The sequence below is a fragment of the Fructilactobacillus sanfranciscensis genome, from assembly GCF_029023685.1.
Taxonomy (GTDB): domain Bacteria; phylum Bacillota; class Bacilli; order Lactobacillales; family Lactobacillaceae; genus Fructilactobacillus; species Fructilactobacillus sanfranciscensis.
Window position 1 is genome coordinate 260102 of sequence record NZ_CP118925.1, and the last position, 17198, is coordinate 277299.

A 17198-nucleotide genomic window follows, 5' to 3' on the forward strand; every position below is an offset into this window, starting at 1 on the left:
ATTTTTTTGTTATTGATTATTTGAATCAGGGTTAGTAATTTGAATCTTATTTGTATCACTTCGTGGTTCGTTTGCTTCTGGTGCATCAGTCTTATACGTTTTTTGCGTATCTTTGTGTCCGTCAGTATCAAAGACACTAGTTGATTTATCACCTAATTTGTTTTCAATTTTTTCTTCTCGTTTAAGTTCATTTGAGTAATTGTAATCAGCTGGGTTAACAGCTTTGAAACCTTTGGGGTGATAGAAACGAAGTAAGTTTTGGGAATTAAGTGTATCAGAGAGACTTAATTCAGTGTTAACTTGCTGTTGCATAGCATCAATTTTCTTTTTCAACTTAGCATTTGGTTTAATTACTTTACCAGTCTTAGAATCATAAATAGTTCCACCAATACAAGTATATTTTGGTGATACCCAATCTTGATTTCTAAAGGCGACGACCTGGTCGTGTTGTTTTGAGAAGAGATCAGTTCCAAACTGAATGTATTTTTTAGAACTAATTCCCATTAAATGCATTAGGGTTGGAAGCACATCAATTTCTCCACCATAAGTGTGGTCAACGTGTCCGTGCGTAAATGATTGTGAGTTAATCATGAATGGAACTCGTTGGAGTTGAGCATTATCAAAGTCGTTCCAATCATTAGATTTTACGCCTAAAAGCGGTGCTAAACTAGGATTTTCAGAATTTGAAAGTCCATAATGATCACCATATAAAACCACGACAGAATTCTTACTTAATCCAGTTTTATCAAGATACTTGTAAAATTCTTTAATCGATTGATCAAGATAATGAGCAGTTAAGAAATAATTATTAACGGCATCATCATCAGTATCTGGAGGAGTAAGTGGATCATCTTTTTGATCTTTATCATCTAAATCATAAGGGAAATGGTTCGTAACCGTAATATACTTAGCGTAGAAAGGTTGTTGCAAATGTTGGAGGTATTTGGTTGAATCTTTAAACAATAACTTATCTTTAAGTCCATAACCAGAGGCTTTGTCACCAGAAGTATCATAATAACTGGCAGCGAAGAAATATTGATAACCTAAGTTTTTGTAGGTATTATTTCTGTTCCAGAAACTGTCAACGTTTCCGTGAAATACAGCAGTTACATATCCTTGTTGGTCAAAGATGGCAGGAGCACCTTGGAAAGTATTATCACTTCCGAGTTGGGCAAATAAAGAACCTTGCGGTAATCCATACGTACTAGTTTCTAGCATGTTTTCCGCATCAGAAGTCTTTCCTTGACCAACTTGATGGAAGAAATTATCAAAAGCATAGGTGTGATTACTGTTATAAATTGAATTTAAGAAAGGTGTAACTTCTTTCCCGTTAATTTTTTTGTTAATCAAAAATTGCTGGAAACTTTCTAAATGAATAATAATAACGTTTTTGCCTTTTAAAGAGCCGTACATGTCTTTGTTAGGTGCAGCGTAATGTTTATCGGTAAAGTCTTTGACTTTGTATATTTCTGATTTATTGGCATTCGAGCGTAGTTCGTTGGATTTATGCGTTTGAAAGCCGTTATATGTAGTAAAGACGTCTAAACCAAGGTATTTAACCACGTAGTTTCGGTCAAACGTTCTAGTTAGCAGTTGAGGACGATCCATATCTGCCAACGTAATGTTAGTAACCAGTAATAGGGAACCGATTGAAAAGATGGCAAAAGCAAATTTGGTACTCAACTGATGTTTGTCAATTTTAATTACTCGGAAAATTATCAATAAAATAATAATGATAATATCAAGCCAGTAAAAAATATCATGTGGTGCGGTTAGTGCTAAAGAGGCACCACTTAAACCTTGATCAACTTTGGAATAACCGGTCATGGTCGAAACTGTCATGAAATCGGTAAATTCTCTAAAATAAATGACATTTAAATAAAGCAGAACTGTATTTAAAAAATCTAAGAAGATAATTGCTGGATAAAATAGTTTGGCAGGCTTTAAATAGAAGGCTAGCCCAAATAAAATCACAGTAGTTGCAATTGGATTAACGAATAATAAGATTTGTTGTAAAAAATCAGACGTTGTTAAATGAAAGTCTATGAAATAGGCATAAATTGTTTTAGCCCAAAAAAGAAAGACTAATAGGACAAAAAAACCAACACGAGTATTGATTTTTGCCAGCGTTTTTTTTATGAAGTTCACGGTTATAACTCCTCATATAATAAGTAAATAAGATAGTACATATTGTACATCATAGCAGACTTTAAACGTAAAAAAAACTAAGCAATGTATAAGAATTAATCTGACGATAATTGCGTGGTATACTAAAATTAAAAGAAGGTAATCGAAATTATGGCAAAATTCACTTTATACGTTGTTCGTCATGGACAAACTTACTTTAATATTTTTAATAAATTACAAGGCTGGAGTAACTCTCCACTTACGCAAAAAGGGATTGATGGGGCTGTCGAAACTGGCAAGCGATTGGCTGATATTGATTTTAAAGCTACCTATTGTAGTGATATGCCACGTGCTTGTAAAACCATGTCAATTATTGATGATCAAAACAAAGCTTTTAACGTTTGTCCACCAATGGTATCGCCATTTTTCCGTGAACAATTTTATGGCTATTTTGAAGGCTTAAATATGGACGAAGCTTGGTACGCAACCGGGGCTCCCCATGGTGCACCAACTTTTAAAGACATAATTACTAAATATGATATGGATCATGCTAAGGATTTCATGAAAGAAGCTGATCCATTTCATTTGGCGGAAAATGCTGAAGAATATTGGAAAAGAGTTAACCAAGGTCTAAAATTAATTACGAGTAATCCGAATCTAGAAGACGGTGACAATGTGTTGTTAGTTAGTCACGGGAATACTTTATTGAGTCTAGTTGACCGTTTTTCAGAACCTGGTCAATTTGATTTGAGCGTTCGTCCCGCTAATGGAAGTATTACCAAAATGATCGTTGATGGCGACCAAATTAAGGTAACTGAGTATAATAAATAAGTTAATTCTAATGAGAGAAGAGGAAACAGGGCTTGAAAGATCCTAAATTTTTAAAGAATTTTAATGAAAAAAATTATATCTTTCGAATTGGTGAAGTTAGTAAAATGACTGGCGTTTCACCAAGACAACTCCGTTACTGGGAACAAAAAGGTTATATTCATAGTGTTCGTAGTGAAAAAATGGCATCACGTGTTTTTAATCATGAAAACTTTGTGATGGTTCGATTGATTAAACATTGTTTAGATGAAGGTTGTCCACTTAGTGCAGCCATTGAAAAATCACGTAAGCGAATGAAATATGTAAAAGATACTCATGAAATTATTATGGAAATGCACCATGGCTTCGTCGAAAGAGATGGGGTTACCATGATGGATATGGGCTATTTTGATGATAAGCAGCAAAAACGCCTTTATAGTTATCTTGATGATAAGGGAAATTTGGTCTATAAGGTTGAAAATGTTAAAGAAAAAAATACCAAATAATTTTTGGTATTTTAATAAATTATGAAATTAAAGTTATAAGACTTCTGAAAAGAAGTCTTTTTTGTTGCTTAATCTTAAGTAAAACGGGCAGTGAGCAGTGATAAATCATGCTAAAAGTTAACATAAATATTCCTAAAGCGTGGAATTGTGAAACTAAGAAAAACGGAATTAGAAGGAAAAGGTAGAATAAGATTGTATTTTTAGAACTAGGTAAAATAGTCAAAATAAAGATTAATATTAGAAAAAGAAAGCCGGTAGTAGGAGTGAATTGATAATTAGTAAGGTAATTTAACATCCCTAAACTAGCAACTGCAGATATCGAAGCTAAGATAATTGTGATAATGCCAAAACCAATTGATTTGAAACGAAGACTATTGCTGATTAATAATAACAAACTCAATAACAGTAACAAAATTGGTAGTTGATGTTTAAAATTTTGTTGCTGAGTAGCTTCTGAAACTGGAGTTCCACTTATTCCAATGTTGTTAGAAAAATCAGTGTCGCTTAACTGATGTTTAATTAGTCTGGGCAGTTGGCCTAACTTTCCATTTCGTAAAGTAATGTCAATTCTAGTTGCCGTTTGAGATTCATTATTAAAATTGAAACAGGTTTGGCTAAAATCAGAATCAAGGGCATCAGTTTTATTTAAATTGAATTGATGTTGAGTTTGTTTTTGCATCTGCGAGAGTAAATGAAGTTCGTCATCCGCATTAATTTCAGTTAATTGAGTTTGGGTATTACTTAATGCAGCGGTTTGTTGTTTAAAGTGTTTTGTGATGTCTGTATTAGTGTCTGATTGTTCTTTAACTAGTTTAGTTAACCCTTCATCCATTTCTGTTTTTGTTTGAAGTTGTTTAAGTTGTTCAGTTTGCACTTGGAGGTCGGTTGGAATATTTTTATTGTTGATTGATTTTTTAAATTCGTGGACCAATTTGTGAGTGCGTTTTTGATTTGTGACTAAGTTTTGCTTAATTTCATCTAATTGATTGCCCAATTGATATTTATTAATTTCATGACCAGCAGGTTGGGTCAAAGAAGCAACTTGACTAACGTTAGGCAATGATTTAATTACTTTAGTTAAATGATCTAAGTCGATTAAAGTTTTCGATTTTAACAAACTTTTTTTACTATTTAAATAAACGGTAATGGTTTGATGGGGTTGTGGTTGCTGCAAGCTGATTTTACAATTAGTTAAAAGTGGGAAAATCAAGCTAATGATTAACAATATTGTAATTAGCGGATGCCAATCACGCATTGGATTACGCAATTTGGCTAACCATTTTGGTTGATTAGTAAAAAGCACGAATGTAATTGTTAGCAGAGAACATACTAGGCAGACAATTAACGGGGTATAAAAGAAAAATGGTTTAATTAATTTAGCCGACAAACTTAGTGTAACAATATTTAGTTCAAAATTTGCTAAGCTTAATAGGCAGGCTTTTGTTAGTGATGTTAAAGTTAGCAAGCAAATGAAACTGATCAGCAAAATCCAGATACAGATGATTTTTTGTTGATACCATTGGCTAACAAATTTTTGATAACGTTCGTTGACCGGATTATTCCATTGAGTCTTAATTCCAGACAAGGCACAGAAATGACGAGTTTGTGCTTGATAAAGTGGTTGATTAACAAGACTTTTGGGTATCCAAATGATTAATTTTCGCCAATTTCTACCATTAAAATTATGCTCGGCATGTGGATTAGTATGCATGCTGCTAATCTTGTAAAGTTTTAAGTTAGCTTTATGTTCGATAAAAAAGCGTTCTTTATTTTCTAGTCGTAATTTTTGACTTGGTGAAAATTCGGTTGGAACAGAGTATGTAATTGAGACTGGAGTTGCATTATTTAAGTGGTTACCCCAATTTTTGGTTATTTTATTTGTATTTTGGGTTAGTTCAGAAACTGGTGTAATTGATTGTATGGCTAAGTTACTGAGGTTAGGCAGCATAACTAATGCAAGACAAGTGATGCAACCACCAATTAAATATAAAATAATCCAGTGTTTTGTAACAAATGCTTTAAATTTTTGCATAAAAAATTCCCCTTACGAATGTAAAGGGAAGTGTAGTTTAACGGTTGAAAAAATCACTAAAACGCATAATTAATAAAACAATTACAATCAGAATAAAACTGATTAAAATGGTTAATTGCCAAGCCATCGCATAGTTCATGAACGGAAGATTAACGTTTTCTCCATAAAAACCAAAGACGATGTTTGGAACGGTAAGTACAATCGAAAAGACCGTTAAAAATTTCATCGTACTATTCAAGTTACTATCAAGTAAGTTTGAATAAGCACCAGCAACTTGTTGGGCGGCTTGATTAGCCATTTGCGCCATTGATAAACCTTGTTGAATTTCGACAATGACGTCATCTAAAGCATCATTATCGTCATCAGAAAGAGTTTTACCCAGTCTTCTTTTCACCATCGTTAACATATCATTATTAGCTGAAAGTGAAGTTAAAAAATAAACTAGGTCTGTCTGCAAATTCAAAAGTTGGTTAATCGCACTCTTTCTTGTTTTACCACGCAAGTTCCGTTGGATTTTAGTCCGAACACTATTGATGTTATTGATGTAATCAAAGTATTGGATTGCGAGTTGGTAGAGTGTTTTGAAAACAATATCAAGAGTTGAGATTGTATCACGATTTACATCAGGTAATTTATCAACGATTCCACGTAGTAGTTGATTAACAAAGTTGGTTTGATTTGCGGTGAAAGTGAATAAACGGTCTCCAGCCATAATTAAACCAATTGGTTCAGCTGAAATATCACCACTAAAACGTGATGGTTCAGCAACGTCAAAGATAATTAAAAGTAATTGTTCGTCATCATAATACTCCATCCGAGGACGTTCGTAATGATCAAGTACGTAGTAAAGCATTTCTGCAGTTAAATGATATTTATCTTTTAAGGTTTGTTTTTCGACTGGCAGACAGTCAGTTACTTGGATCCATTCGATGTTTTGGTTAATTTTTTCTTTTTTAATCAACGCAACTGCCTCCCTTTGTAGCAATGTTGTTAATTATATTATAACTTACGAAAAAAGTTTAGAATATAATTTTAAATTCGTATTTGTTGAAACAAGATATTAAGCAAAAATTAAATTCGATAGGGTATAATAAAAATATTAAAGGGGTGCTTAAAATGAAATTTAAAATTAAAACTAATGAGAATGGTAACAGTATTTGGTATCCAATCATTGCGTTCGTAATTGTTTTTGGAACAGTGGGTTTGTTGTATGGAACCTACAAAATTCGTCAACACATTAACCAACAAAATTTAATCAAATCAGAAAAAGCGTATCAAGAAGCTCATGATCCAGTTTTGAAACAACACCGTAAGTTTATTAAACAAGTTTCCGGTCCGTCAGTTGCGTTGTATAAGAAAAATAAACAAGTTTTGCCTAGTATCGTAACTGCTCAAGCAATTTTGGAATCTGATTGGGGTAAATCAAAACTTTACACTAATGCTTATAATCCATTTGGAATTAAGGGAACTTATGAAGGTGAATCTATTTCATATGATACTGGTGAATATATCAATGGGAAACATATTACTCAAGTAGCCCAATTTAGAAAATACCCTGATTTGCAAACGGCAATTGAAGATCATAGTGAAGCACTTTACGAAAAATTCTTGCATAAATCAGGAATGACCAGTTATAAGGAACAAGCTAAATTATTGCAAAAGAACACTTATGCAACTGATCCAGATTATGCCAAAAAATTAATCAAAGTAATTGAAACACACAAACTTGCTAAATATGACAAAGAAGCAATTAACAACTAAAGGAGAATTTTGATTGTTTTCATTAATTGAACAACTTTATGGACCATTTTTTGATTTAAACAACTGGAAAACTGTAATCACATCTGGCAATGACTGGTTAATTATTTTTTCATTAGTGATTTTAGAATGTGTTATGTCAGTCGATAATGCGATTGTATTGGCAACCCAAACTCAAGTTTTGCCAACTAAGAAACTTCAAGAAGAATCGCTTTTCTATGGGTTATGGGGAGCATATTTCTTTCGCTTTTTAGTAATTGGCGTTGGAGTTTATTTAATCCATTTTTGGGAAATTAAGGTTATTGGGGCTGTTTATCTTATTTATCTAGCGGTTAAATATTTTTTGCCTGGAGTTGGCAAAAAAAACTCTAAAAGACCAATTAAAGAAAAGGGAAATCCAAACAGTCGGAAATTTTTCTGGTGGATCGTTTTTCAAATCGAAATGATGGATATCCTTTTTTCAGTGGATTCAGTTTTAGCTTCCTTAGCGGTTTCATCGAATCCAGTCGTAGTTTTAATTGGAGGAATGGTTGGGATTCTAGCCATGCGTGGTATTGCTGAATTTGTAATGTTATTAATGAAAAAAGTTCCTGAATTAAAAACGATGGCATATGTGCTAGTGTTTGTGATTGGGGTAAAACTCTTACTTTCCATTTCAGCAATTGATATCGAAATTCCATCGGCTTTATTTGGAGTTTTTGTAGTTCTAGCAATTATCGTTACCATCATTATTCATTTTATTAGAAAGAAAAGGTAATTATGGCAGTTAATTTAAATAGTGAAAATTTTAAAGCAGAAGTCCAAGGACCAATGACAATCGTTGATTTTTGGGCCCCTTGGTGTGGACCTTGTAAGATTATGGATCCTATCTTAGACAAACTTGAACAACAGTTTGCGGGTAAAGTTAAATTTGCAAAAGTCAATGTTGATAACCAACAGGAGATTGCTAAAGAATATTCTGTTTATGGTATGCCAACCTTTGTTTTATTTAAGAATGGCAAAGGAGTAGAAAAGGTAACTGGAGTTTATCCAATTGAAAAACTAACCCACTATCTAAACCGTAAATTAGAAGAAGTGGAGAATAGTAATGGCTAAAGAAGTAAAGCCCAAACTATGGGAAGCCATTGTCATTTTATTACTGATGTTAGTTATTATGGGAATTGGCATTATTGAATTACATTTAACTCCAGTCGTTCCCATTTTGATGGTGATTTTATTACTGATTTTTTGGGGAAAATTGCGTGGCTTTAGTTGGGATGACATCAATGATAGTTTTGTGATGGGGGTTAAAAACGGAATTATTCCTTTATTTATCTTCCTATTAATTGGTTCATTAATTGGTGTATGGATTATGGCAGGCGTAATTCCCACTTTAATGGTCTATGGTTTTCATATCCTTAGCATTCGCTGGTTTTTGCCATCTGTCTTTTTAATGTGTGCTTTTGTGGGATGTTTTATTGGGAGTGCTTTTACAATTATTTCCACTGTTGGAATTGCAGCAATGGGAATTGGGATTACGATGGGAATCAATCCGGCAATGATTGCTGGAGCGGTAGTTTCTGGAGCAGTATTTAGCGATAAAATGTCACCATTGTCTGCCACAACCAACTTAGCTTCTGCAATTGCTGGAGATGATTTGTATAATCACATTAAAAACATGATGTGGTCAACGGTTCCCGCGTTTGTTATTTCATTAGTACTGTTTTCTATTATCGGGGGTAATCATCATGCTGCTAGTTTAACTAAAATAACTAGCACTTCTCGCGTTTTGATGAATAATTTTACGATTTCTATTTGGATGTTAATTCCAGTATTATTATTACTAATCTGTGCGTGGACTAAGATTCCTACAATTCCGACATTATTTATAAACATATTAGTTAGTATTATTATAATTTTGGTTAATCCTAAGCATCATTATTCATTTACTAAGATTGCGGATGTGATGCAAAATGGTTTTAAAATTAATACAACTAATTCCGAAATTAATCAAATTTTGAATCGGGGTGGCATTAGTTCGATGATGGGGACGATGACTTTGATCATTATTGCGTTGGCACTCGGTGGTTTATTGATTAATTTGGGTGTGATTAACGTTGTCATGGACCGATTTTCGTCTCATATTAAGTCAACTGGAATGTTAGTTTTAAGTACGGTTTTAGCTGCCATTGGTGTGAATATTTTTATTGGAGAACAATATCTTTCAATTATTCTTCCAGGAACGGCGTTTAAAGCTGATTATCAAAAGGCCGGCTTAGCACCGGAAGCTTTGGGACGAACTTTAGAAGATGGGGGAGCTGTGATTAATTATTTAGTTCCTTGGGGAGTTGCTGGAGTCTTTGTGGCTAACACTTTAAATGTTCCAACGCTTCATTATTTACCATTTGTCTTCTTTAGTTTACTTTGTCCCGTTTTTTCAATTTTAAGTGGGTTTACTGGAATTGGAATGAAAAGGTTAAATCAAAAATGAAAATTTATTTAATCGAAAGACCATTTAACCGTGGTTTTTCGATTTTTTTATTAAAAACTAAATTTGTTTAGCATGATTGGTGTTTAAATATTACATATTTGTAATATTACTTAACGATAAAAACGGCATTTTCAACATTAATTATGATTAGTATTTCAACAATGTTTCTATATTACAATGAGTTCGGTCTGAGTAACATTTATGTAATGTAAATGTAACATGTTATAGATATCCTAAATAAAGTTAGTTGATACATATCACTAATAAATTCTAGATGAAGAATCTAATATTCGATACATACGAGGAGAAATTTCTATATGAAGTTCACTAAATCAATCGCAGTAATGGCTGCAATTTCAGTTGGAATTATGTTTGCTGTTACAGCAAATGTTGATGCCAATGCAAAAGTTAAACATACGGTTCAAAATGGAGACACTATCAGTGGTCTTTCACAACAATACCATGTGTCACAAAAGAAAATTCAAAAAGCTAATAAAGGAAAAGACATTAATACCATTTATGTTGGTGAAGTATTTGTATTTGATGGTAAGGGACACGTTAAAATTGATAAGAATAGTGCCAAAGCTCCTGTAAACACAAATTCAAGCAATGCTAACACTCAAACAACTGCTAGTGCTGCAAACACAAGTTCAGTTGCTGCACCTCAAGCTACTACACAAAGTGCTGCACCTGTACAACAAGCACCTTCAGCTCCAGTTGCTGCTGCAGCACCTACATCACCTGCACCAGCTGCTAGTGCTCCTGTAGCATCTAACGGTACCATGGACGGAATTGCTCAAGCAGAATCTGGTAATAATTATAATGCTCGTAATGGTCAATACATTGGTAAATATCAATTGTCAGCATCTTACTTAAATGGTGACTATTCACCAGCTCATCAAGAAGAAGTTGCTCAACAATATGCAGTGAGTCGTTACGGTTCAGTTCAAGCTGCTGCAGCTTATCACGCCGCACATGGTTCATGGTAAAAAAATTATATTAAATAATTGAAAAAACGATTGAATTTTAATAATTCAGTCGTTTTTTTGCTTTTATAAACTACTATATTTCTAATGTTGTAAGTTTAATGAAATGTTAATCTAAAATTAATATCAATTACTGGATTGAAGTCAATGTTTGAGACAGATTTTAAGAGACATTCAGAACCGCGTTTACCTTCCACAGCTCAAATAAATCATTAATCGCGATTAATAACTTATTTGAACCCTGGAAAGCATTAAATCAGGCGGCCATTTGGCTCGTAAGTGTTACAATTTCAACTTGTAAGGGGGTCTAGTAGCCCAGTGAACTATGAATTCTCTTCCTATTGTAGAAAGCATGCACATATTCAAAAAGGACGGCAGCGGCAGTTTCATAATCTTCAAAGACCGGCACTGGATAAACACATTCCTTTTTGAGGGAAGCGTGAAAGGATTCCATTGGCGCATTATCATACGGAAGTCGATATTGTTGTGTTGAAATGTGCCAAGTGTCAGCGATATTACGCGTGTTATCAATGCCATGACGAACTGGCTGGTCATCATTTTGCCCCGGTTGACATCGATGATCCAACGCCGGTCTTATGTGGCGTCTGTCGGAACACATTAACGTATCAGCAATACCGCCTTGGTCATTGTCCATATTGTGGCCATGCATTTAATCCGAAATGTCAGTTGCACCATGATATCTATTTTCGATCATAATGAATCACTTCAATCAATAAACGACTCTTTAAAGATTACAATGTGACATAATCTTTAAAGAGTCGTCTTTGATTAATTGTTTGGCTGATAGTCTTATCGAAACCTTAAACGCTTGCAGCCACCAATTTTTCATGCATATAGGTTTTAATTTGGTCAATGGTGATTAACGGCAAGCCCCATTCTTTAGCGTCTTGAGCTAAATCATCGCGACGAGCCATATGACCATCTGACTTAATCACTTCAATAATTGCAGCAACAGGTGCTTTACCACATAGTTTAGCAAGGTCAACCGAGGCCTCAGTGTGACCGTCACGTGAAAGCAGGCCGGATTCTTTGGCGATCAATGGGAAAACATGGCCGGGATGGTTAAAATCGGTTGGCTTGGCATCTGCAGTTGCCAAATGTTTAATTGTGGCAGCCCGATCAAACGCAGAAACGCCGGTTGTCACACCAGTTGCGTGATATTCACCATCGGTCGAAATGGTAAATGGGGTCTGATTGGGATCAGTACTATGTTCAACCATCATTCGAAAGCCGAGTTTTTCAGCAACTTTTGGACTCATCGGGGCACATAGAAGTCCTTTTGCATGACCAATCATGAAATTGACAGTCTCGGGGGTAATCGTTTCGCCCAAAGCGACGATGTCACCCTCATTTTCACGGCTTTCATTGTCGGCTAAGATAATCATACCGCCATTTTTCAAAGTTTCTAGCGCCTTGTTAATATCTGAAAAAATGCTTGCCAAAAGAATTCACACTCCTAATTTTATTTATAAGAAAGATGGCCATCGTTCGCTTACAACTATTAGAATACATACATTTTCATGAAAAGTCAATGAAAATTAAAAATAAAGTGAACTATATAATAGCTATTTCACTATATAGTTCGTGTAATTTTAAAAAGTTAAGGATGTTCAACCAAATTTTCAACGATAAAATATCTCAATTATGTGGACTAGTGAGCTGAAACGTGGCTTAAACAATGTGGATTGAAGTCAATATTTGAGACAGGTTTTACCAAAAAATGGTCAAGCAGCTTCAACTAGTTTGATGAGTATCATTGGTTCAATCTTACTTTCAATTTTTGGATTCCTTGGAATCAATGGATTTAAAAAGAGAAACGAAGATAAATAATAAATATTTTTTATAAATTAGTCTAAAAAAGCAATTGAATTCTATCTGAGTTCAATCGCTTTTTGTAATCTAGCTTGACTTTTGCACCTTTTAAAAGTAAGATTATGAGAAAAGAACTGATGGTTTTAAGTGCATCCCGTGAGATGTCAAAATCATCTGATTAACACTACGCATATTGTCAATTTAAAGTTTCCAGTGAGGAACCAATTGAAAGCTAATAATGATAATCAATTGGGCTACTAACTCGGAAACTGGTTAGTAGCTTTTTATTTGTCTAAAATTTGGAGGATGGCATGAAAAAACGGTACTTAGTCTTAGAAGACGGAAATATTTATACTGGGGAAGCTTTCGGTGGCGACAAGGAAACAGTCGGTGAGTTAGTTTTCAGTACCGGAATGTCCGGGTATCAACAATCAATTTCAGACCAATCATACAATGGTGAAATTTTAATGTTTACCTATCCCTTGATTGGAAACTACGGGATTAATCGAGACAACCTAGAATCAACAACACCTACTTGTAAAGGGGTAGTTGTCAGTGAAATTGCACGTCGAACTGCTAACTGGCGAATGAGTATGACCCTTCCAGAATATTTAAAACAAGAAAACATTCCTGGAATTAGTGGAATTGATACTCGTGCAATCACAAAACACATTCGTGAACATGGAGCAATGAAGGCTGCCATTTTAAATCACATTGATGATGATAGTGTTGCTAAATTAAAAGCGACTGAATTAAGTCATAATGAAATTCCAGAAAGTGCCACTAGTAATGCATATCCTGCTCCTGCAATGGGACGTCGGGTAGTCGTAATTGATTTTGGTCTTAAATATTCAATCTTACGTGAATTAGCCAAACGTGATTGTGATGTAGTCGTGCTTCCTCCAACTGCGACAATTCAAGACATCGAAAACTTTAATCCAGATGGGGTCATGCTTACAAATGGACCTGGAGATCCAACTGACGTGCCAGAATCAACGCTTGAAATGATTCGACAAGCTGAACAAAAATATCCTTTATTTGGAATTTGTATGGGTAACCAATTGTTTGCCCTTGCTAATGGTGCTAAAACTAAAAAAATGAAATTTGGGCATCGTGGGTTTAATCATCCCGTCCGTAACCTAGAAACTGGACGAATTGATTTTACTTCACAAAATCATGGTTATATGGTTGACCGTGACTCAGTTAAAGGAACAGATTTAAAAGTCATTTTAGAAGAAATCAACGATGGAACAGTGGAAGGTCTACAACATACTAAGCTACCAGCTTTTTCTGCACAATTTCATCCAGATGCTGCTCCGGGACCACATGACGCTGATTATCTTTTTGATGTTTTCATGAAGATGATGGACGATAAGCAACTCGATTGGACAAGAAAGGTGAGCGAATAATGCCTAAAAGAACAGATGTTAAAAAAATTATGGTAATTGGTTCTGGTCCGATTATTATTGGCCAAGCCGCTGAATTTGATTATTCAGGAACCCAAGCCTGTCTTGCTTTAAAAGAACTTGGTTATGAAGTGGTGTTGGTAAACTCTAATCCAGCTACCATCATGACTGATAAAGAAGTTGCTGATAAAGTTTATATTGAACCATTGACCCTTGATTTTGTTTCTCAAGTTTTGAGAAAAGAACGCCCTGATGCCATTTTACCAACGCTTGGTGGCCAACAAGGTTTGAACATGGCCAAAGAATTATCTGATTCAGGAATTCTTGATGAAATGAAAATCAAATTATTAGGAACTGATTTGAAGGCCATTAACGAAGCCGAAGATCGGGAACAATTCCGTCAATTAATGCGGGACTTAAAGCAACCTGTCCCCGAATCAGTAATTGCTAACACCGTTGATCAAGCGGTTGCTTTTGCTTCAAAACATGGTTATCCAGTGATTGTTCGTCCAGCCTTTACGATGGGTGGAACAGGTGGTGGAATTGCTGATAATGAAGCACAACTCCGTGAAATTGCTGACAATGGTTTATATCTCTCACCAGTAACTCAAGTATTAATTGAACAAAGTATCGCTGGTTACAAAGAAATTGAATTTGAAGTAATGCGAGATGCCGCTGATAATGCAATGGTGGTTTGTAACATGGAAAACTTCGATCCCGTTGGTATTCATACAGGAGATTCAATTGTTTTTGCTCCAATTCAAACTCTTTCTGATGATGAAGTGCAAATGTTACGTGATGCTGCTTTGAAAATTATTCGTGCCCTTAAAATTGAAGGGGGCTGTAACGTTCAATTAGCTTTAAATCCCAATAGTATGAATTACTATGTGATTGAAGTTAATCCACGAGTTAGTCGTTCAAGTGCTTTAGCATCAAAAGCAACTGGTTATCCGATTGCTCGAGTAGCTGCTAAAATCGCAGTTGGTTTAAACTTAGATGAAATTATGAATCCAGTTACGGGAACCACTTATGCAGAATTTGAACCTGCTTTAGATTATGTCGTATGTAAAATTCCTCGTTGGCCATTTGATAAGTTCACAAAGGCTGACAGAACTTTAGGAACACAAATGAAGGCCACTGGTGAAGTAATGGCGATTGACCGAAACATTGAAGGTTCAATTCTAAAAGCCGTGCGTTCATTAGATATTGATTTAACTGACATGGATGATCCTGAATTAGCTAACTTAAGTGATGAGGAATTAGATCGTGGCATTGTGAAGGCTCAAGATGACCGTTTATTCTATCTCTATGAAGCAATCAAACGGGGTTATTCAATTGAAAAATTAGCGGAAATGACTAAGATTCATATTTTCTTCCTTGATAAATTACTTCATATTTATGAAATAGCAGAGGCTTTACGGGAAGGGATTAATGATGTTGATCTTTTACGGATTGCCAAACGAAACGGTTTTTCGGACGAAAACATTGCTAAATTATGGAATCAAACCGCAGATGAAGTTCGTGATTTGCGAGTTAAAAACGACATTATTCCAGTTTACAAAATGGTTGATACTTGTGCTGGTGAATTTGAATCAGAAACACCATACTTTTACAGTACTTACGAATTAGAAAATGAAAGTGTGAAGACAGATCAAGAATCAGTTTTAGTCTTGGGTTCAGGTCCAATTAGAATTGGACAAGGGGTCGAATTTGATTACGCTACCGTTCATTCAGTGGAAGCCATCAAAAAGGCCGGTTACGAATCCATTATTATGAATAATAATCCAGAAACGGTTTCGACTGATTCTTCGATCTCAGACAAACTTTATTTCGAACCACTTACAGTGGAAGAAGTTATGAATGTGATTGATTTAGAAAAACCTAAGGGAGTTGTCGTTCAATTCGGGGGACAAACTGCAATTAACTTAGCTGAACCACTTGCCAAACGCGGTGTTAAAATTCTAGGAACTTCAGTGGCTGATTTAAATCGGGCAGAAGATCGGGATGAATTTGATAAAGTTATCAAAAAACTTGGAATTCCACAACCAACTGGGGGAATTGCTAGTACTGTTGCCGAAGCCATTAAATGTGCGGATGAAATTGGTTATCCAATTGTTGTTCGTCCTAGTTATGTGCTTGGTGGACGGGCGATGGAAATCGTTAACAAACGTGCCGACATGGAAAATTACATGCGGAATGCCGTAAAAGTTTCTAACGATCATCCGGTCTTAATTGATCAATATTTAACTGGTAAAGAATGTGAAGTTGATGCCATTAGTGATGGAAAAGACGTTTTGATTCCTGGAATTATGGAACATATCGAAAGAGCTGGTGTCCATTCTGGAGATTCAATGGCCGTTTACCCAGCGCAAACTCTTTCCCAAAAGGTTAAAGATCAAATTATTAAGTATACAAAAGAATTATCTCTTGAACTGGGTTGTATCGGTTTAATGAATATTCAATTTATTGTGCATAATGAAGAAGTTTATGTAATCGAAGTTAACCCCCGTGCTAGTCGGACCGTTCCGTTCTTGAGTAAAGTAACCGGAATTTCAATGGCGCAAGTAGCAACTAACATTATTTTGGGTCAATCCTTAGCAAAACAAGGTTACAAATCAGGTCTTGCACCAGAAAGTAAATTAATCCATGTGAAAGCACCAGTCTTCTCATTTTCAAAATTAAATGATGTTGACAGCTTATTGGGACCCGAAATGAAATCAACGGGGGAAGTGATGGGTTCTGATGTTACTTTGTCTAAGGCACTTTACAAAGCCTTTGAAGCCGCAAAACTTCATGTCCCAGATCACGGTAAAATCTTGTTTACTGTTAAAGATGGCGATAAAGCAGAAACGGATGCTCTAGCAAAACGTTTTTGGGATTTAGGTTACCAAATTTTAGCCACTGAAGGAACTGCCAAAGCCCTTGAAAAGGCTGGTGTTCCCGTAACTACAGTTGGTAAGCTGGGCGAAGAAGATAGTTTATTAAAACAAATGATGGATCAGAAGATTCAAATGGTGGTAAATACTATTTCGAACGAAAAGGAAAGTGAAGATGATGGTGCTCGCATTCGGAGTGCTGCTATTTCTCACGATATTCCATTATTTACCTCTTTAGATACAGTGGAAGCAATCTTACAAGTTTTAGAATCACAATCATTTACAACGCAAAGTTTATAATTTAAGTAAAAAAAGACTACACTACCTGTTAGGTTAAATTAAGTAACATAGCAGATAATGTAGTTTTTTTTTACCGAAGTTCAAAAGACTAAATAAA

At 35.0% G+C, this 17198-nt stretch carries 15 protein-coding genes and 1 pseudogene; 11 read left to right on the forward strand and 5 right to left on the reverse strand.

Going from position 1 to position 17198, the window contains the following annotated elements:
- Nucleotides 1-9: 9 nt before the first annotated feature.
- The gene (locus PY770_RS01285) at nucleotides 10-2139 is read right to left on the reverse strand and encodes an LTA synthase family protein (RefSeq protein ID WP_395350447.1); all 2130 of its coding nucleotides are present in this window, start codon (nucleotides 2137-2139) and stop codon (nucleotides 10-12) included.
- A gap of 159 nt (nucleotides 2140-2298) precedes the next feature.
- Here PY770_RS01285 and PY770_RS01290 point away from each other — a divergent pair, with 159 nt between their 5' ends.
- Together PY770_RS01290 and PY770_RS01295 are read left to right on the forward strand one after the other, a co-directional pair.
- A complete protein-coding gene (locus PY770_RS01290) occupies nucleotides 2299-2958 on the forward strand; it encodes a histidine phosphatase family protein (protein WP_103423630.1) in 660 nt (219 codons plus the stop codon).
- 32 nt (nucleotides 2959-2990) lie between these two features.
- Entirely contained in the window at nucleotides 2991-3440 is a 450-nt protein-coding gene (locus PY770_RS01295; RefSeq protein WP_163600810.1) for a MerR family transcriptional regulator, read from the forward strand.
- 19 nt (nucleotides 3441-3459) lie between these two features.
- Here the strand turns inward: PY770_RS01295 and PY770_RS01300 are convergent, their stop codons facing one another.
- On the reverse strand, nucleotides 3460-5472 hold the full coding sequence (locus PY770_RS01300) for a hypothetical protein (protein WP_103450676.1): 2013 nt from the start codon (nucleotides 5470-5472) through the stop codon (nucleotides 3460-3462).
- 37 nt (nucleotides 5473-5509) lie between these two features.
- The gene (locus PY770_RS01305) at nucleotides 5510-6433 is read right to left on the reverse strand and encodes a magnesium transporter CorA family protein (protein WP_275046012.1); all 924 of its coding nucleotides are present in this window, start codon (nucleotides 6431-6433) and stop codon (nucleotides 5510-5512) included.
- 155 nt (nucleotides 6434-6588) lie between these two features.
- Here PY770_RS01305 and PY770_RS01310 point away from each other — a divergent pair, with 155 nt between their 5' ends.
- From PY770_RS01310 to PY770_RS01330, 5 genes are all read left to right on the forward strand, one after another.
- Nucleotides 6589-7233: a glycoside hydrolase family 73 protein gene (locus PY770_RS01310; RefSeq protein ID WP_168848082.1), complete on the forward strand. Its 645-nt coding sequence runs from the start codon at nucleotides 6589-6591 to the stop codon at nucleotides 7231-7233.
- Nucleotides 7234-7246: 13 nt separating this feature from the next.
- The gene (locus tag PY770_RS01315) at nucleotides 7247-7987 is read left to right on the forward strand and encodes a TerC family protein (RefSeq protein ID WP_103450678.1); all 741 of its coding nucleotides are present in this window, start codon (nucleotides 7247-7249) and stop codon (nucleotides 7985-7987) included.
- Between the two features lie 2 nt (nucleotides 7988-7989).
- Nucleotides 7990-8325 carry a thioredoxin gene (gene trxA / locus PY770_RS01320; protein ID WP_014081580.1) on the forward strand — a complete coding sequence of 112 codons (336 nt, stop codon included), beginning with the start codon at nucleotides 7990-7992 and terminating at the stop codon, nucleotides 8323-8325.
- Nucleotides 8318-9700 (forward strand): Na+/H+ antiporter NhaC, encoded by a 1383-nt coding sequence (gene nhaC, locus PY770_RS01325; protein ID WP_163600811.1) that lies wholly within the window; start codon nucleotides 8318-8320, stop codon nucleotides 9698-9700. The genes trxA and nhaC overlap by 8 nt, the downstream gene beginning before the upstream one ends.
- A gap of 317 nt (nucleotides 9701-10017) precedes the next feature.
- Entirely contained in the window at nucleotides 10018-10689 is a 672-nt protein-coding gene (locus PY770_RS01330; protein ID WP_139562164.1) for a LysM peptidoglycan-binding domain-containing protein, read from the forward strand.
- 304 nt (nucleotides 10690-10993) lie between these two features.
- Here the strand turns inward: PY770_RS01330 and PY770_RS01335 are convergent.
- Nucleotides 10994-11158, reverse strand: a pseudogene (locus PY770_RS01335) (IS3 family transposase); the annotation flags it as partial.
- On the opposite strand from PY770_RS01335, the gene PY770_RS01340 reads away from it, so the two are divergent.
- Nucleotides 11134-11403, forward strand: a complete 270-nt coding sequence (locus PY770_RS01340) for a CHY zinc finger protein (protein ID WP_103450736.1) — start codon at nucleotides 11134-11136, stop codon at nucleotides 11401-11403. The pseudogene PY770_RS01335 and the gene PY770_RS01340 sit on opposite strands and share 25 nt — an antisense overlap.
- A 104-nt stretch (nucleotides 11404-11507) precedes the next feature.
- Here the strand turns inward: PY770_RS01340 and ribB are convergent, their stop codons facing one another.
- Nucleotides 11508-12149 carry a 3,4-dihydroxy-2-butanone-4-phosphate synthase gene (gene ribB / locus PY770_RS01345; RefSeq protein WP_103428821.1) on the reverse strand — a complete coding sequence of 214 codons (642 nt, stop codon included), beginning with the start codon at nucleotides 12147-12149 and terminating at the stop codon, nucleotides 11508-11510.
- A gap of 256 nt (nucleotides 12150-12405) precedes the next feature.
- Here ribB and PY770_RS01350 point away from each other — a divergent pair, with 256 nt between their 5' ends.
- The 3 genes from PY770_RS01350 (at nucleotide 12406) to carB (ending at nucleotide 17101) form a co-directional block, all read left to right on the forward strand.
- Complete coding sequence (locus tag PY770_RS01350) at nucleotides 12406-12537, forward strand: hypothetical protein (RefSeq protein ID WP_163601569.1); 132 nt, start codon at nucleotides 12406-12408, stop codon at nucleotides 12535-12537.
- Nucleotides 12538-12830: 293 nt separating this feature from the next.
- Nucleotides 12831-13928 carry a carbamoyl phosphate synthase small subunit gene (locus PY770_RS01355; RefSeq protein ID WP_103428820.1) on the forward strand — a complete coding sequence of 366 codons (1098 nt, stop codon included), beginning with the start codon at nucleotides 12831-12833 and terminating at the stop codon, nucleotides 13926-13928.
- Nucleotides 13928-17101: a carbamoyl-phosphate synthase large subunit gene (carB, locus tag PY770_RS01360; RefSeq protein ID WP_275046013.1), complete on the forward strand. Its 3174-nt coding sequence runs from the start codon at nucleotides 13928-13930 to the stop codon at nucleotides 17099-17101. The genes PY770_RS01355 and carB overlap by 1 nt, the downstream gene beginning before the upstream one ends.
- Nucleotides 17102-17198 lie beyond the last annotated feature (97 nt).

What these genes read in the sequence shown, in the direction of transcription:
- PY770_RS01290 (WP_103423630.1), top strand. Translation starts at nt 2,299, where the DNA reads ATGGCAAAATTCACTTTATACGTTGTTCGTCATGGACAAACTTACTTT.
- PY770_RS01300 (WP_103450676.1), bottom strand. Translation starts at nt 5,472, where the DNA reads ATGCAAAAATTTAAAGCATTTGTTACAAAACACTGGATTATTTTATAT.
- PY770_RS01310 (WP_168848082.1), top strand. Translation starts at nt 6,589, where the DNA reads ATGAAATTTAAAATTAAAACTAATGAGAATGGTAACAGTATTTGGTAT.
- trxA (WP_014081580.1), top strand. Translation starts at nt 7,990, where the DNA reads ATGGCAGTTAATTTAAATAGTGAAAATTTTAAAGCAGAAGTCCAAGGA.
- nhaC (WP_163600811.1), top strand. Translation starts at nt 8,318, where the DNA reads ATGGCTAAAGAAGTAAAGCCCAAACTATGGGAAGCCATTGTCATTTTA.
- PY770_RS01330 (WP_139562164.1), top strand. Translation starts at nt 10,018, where the DNA reads ATGAAGTTCACTAAATCAATCGCAGTAATGGCTGCAATTTCAGTTGGA.
- PY770_RS01355 (WP_103428820.1), top strand. Translation starts at nt 12,831, where the DNA reads ATGAAAAAACGGTACTTAGTCTTAGAAGACGGAAATATTTATACTGGG.
- carB (WP_275046013.1), top strand. Translation starts at nt 13,928, where the DNA reads ATGCCTAAAAGAACAGATGTTAAAAAAATTATGGTAATTGGTTCTGGT.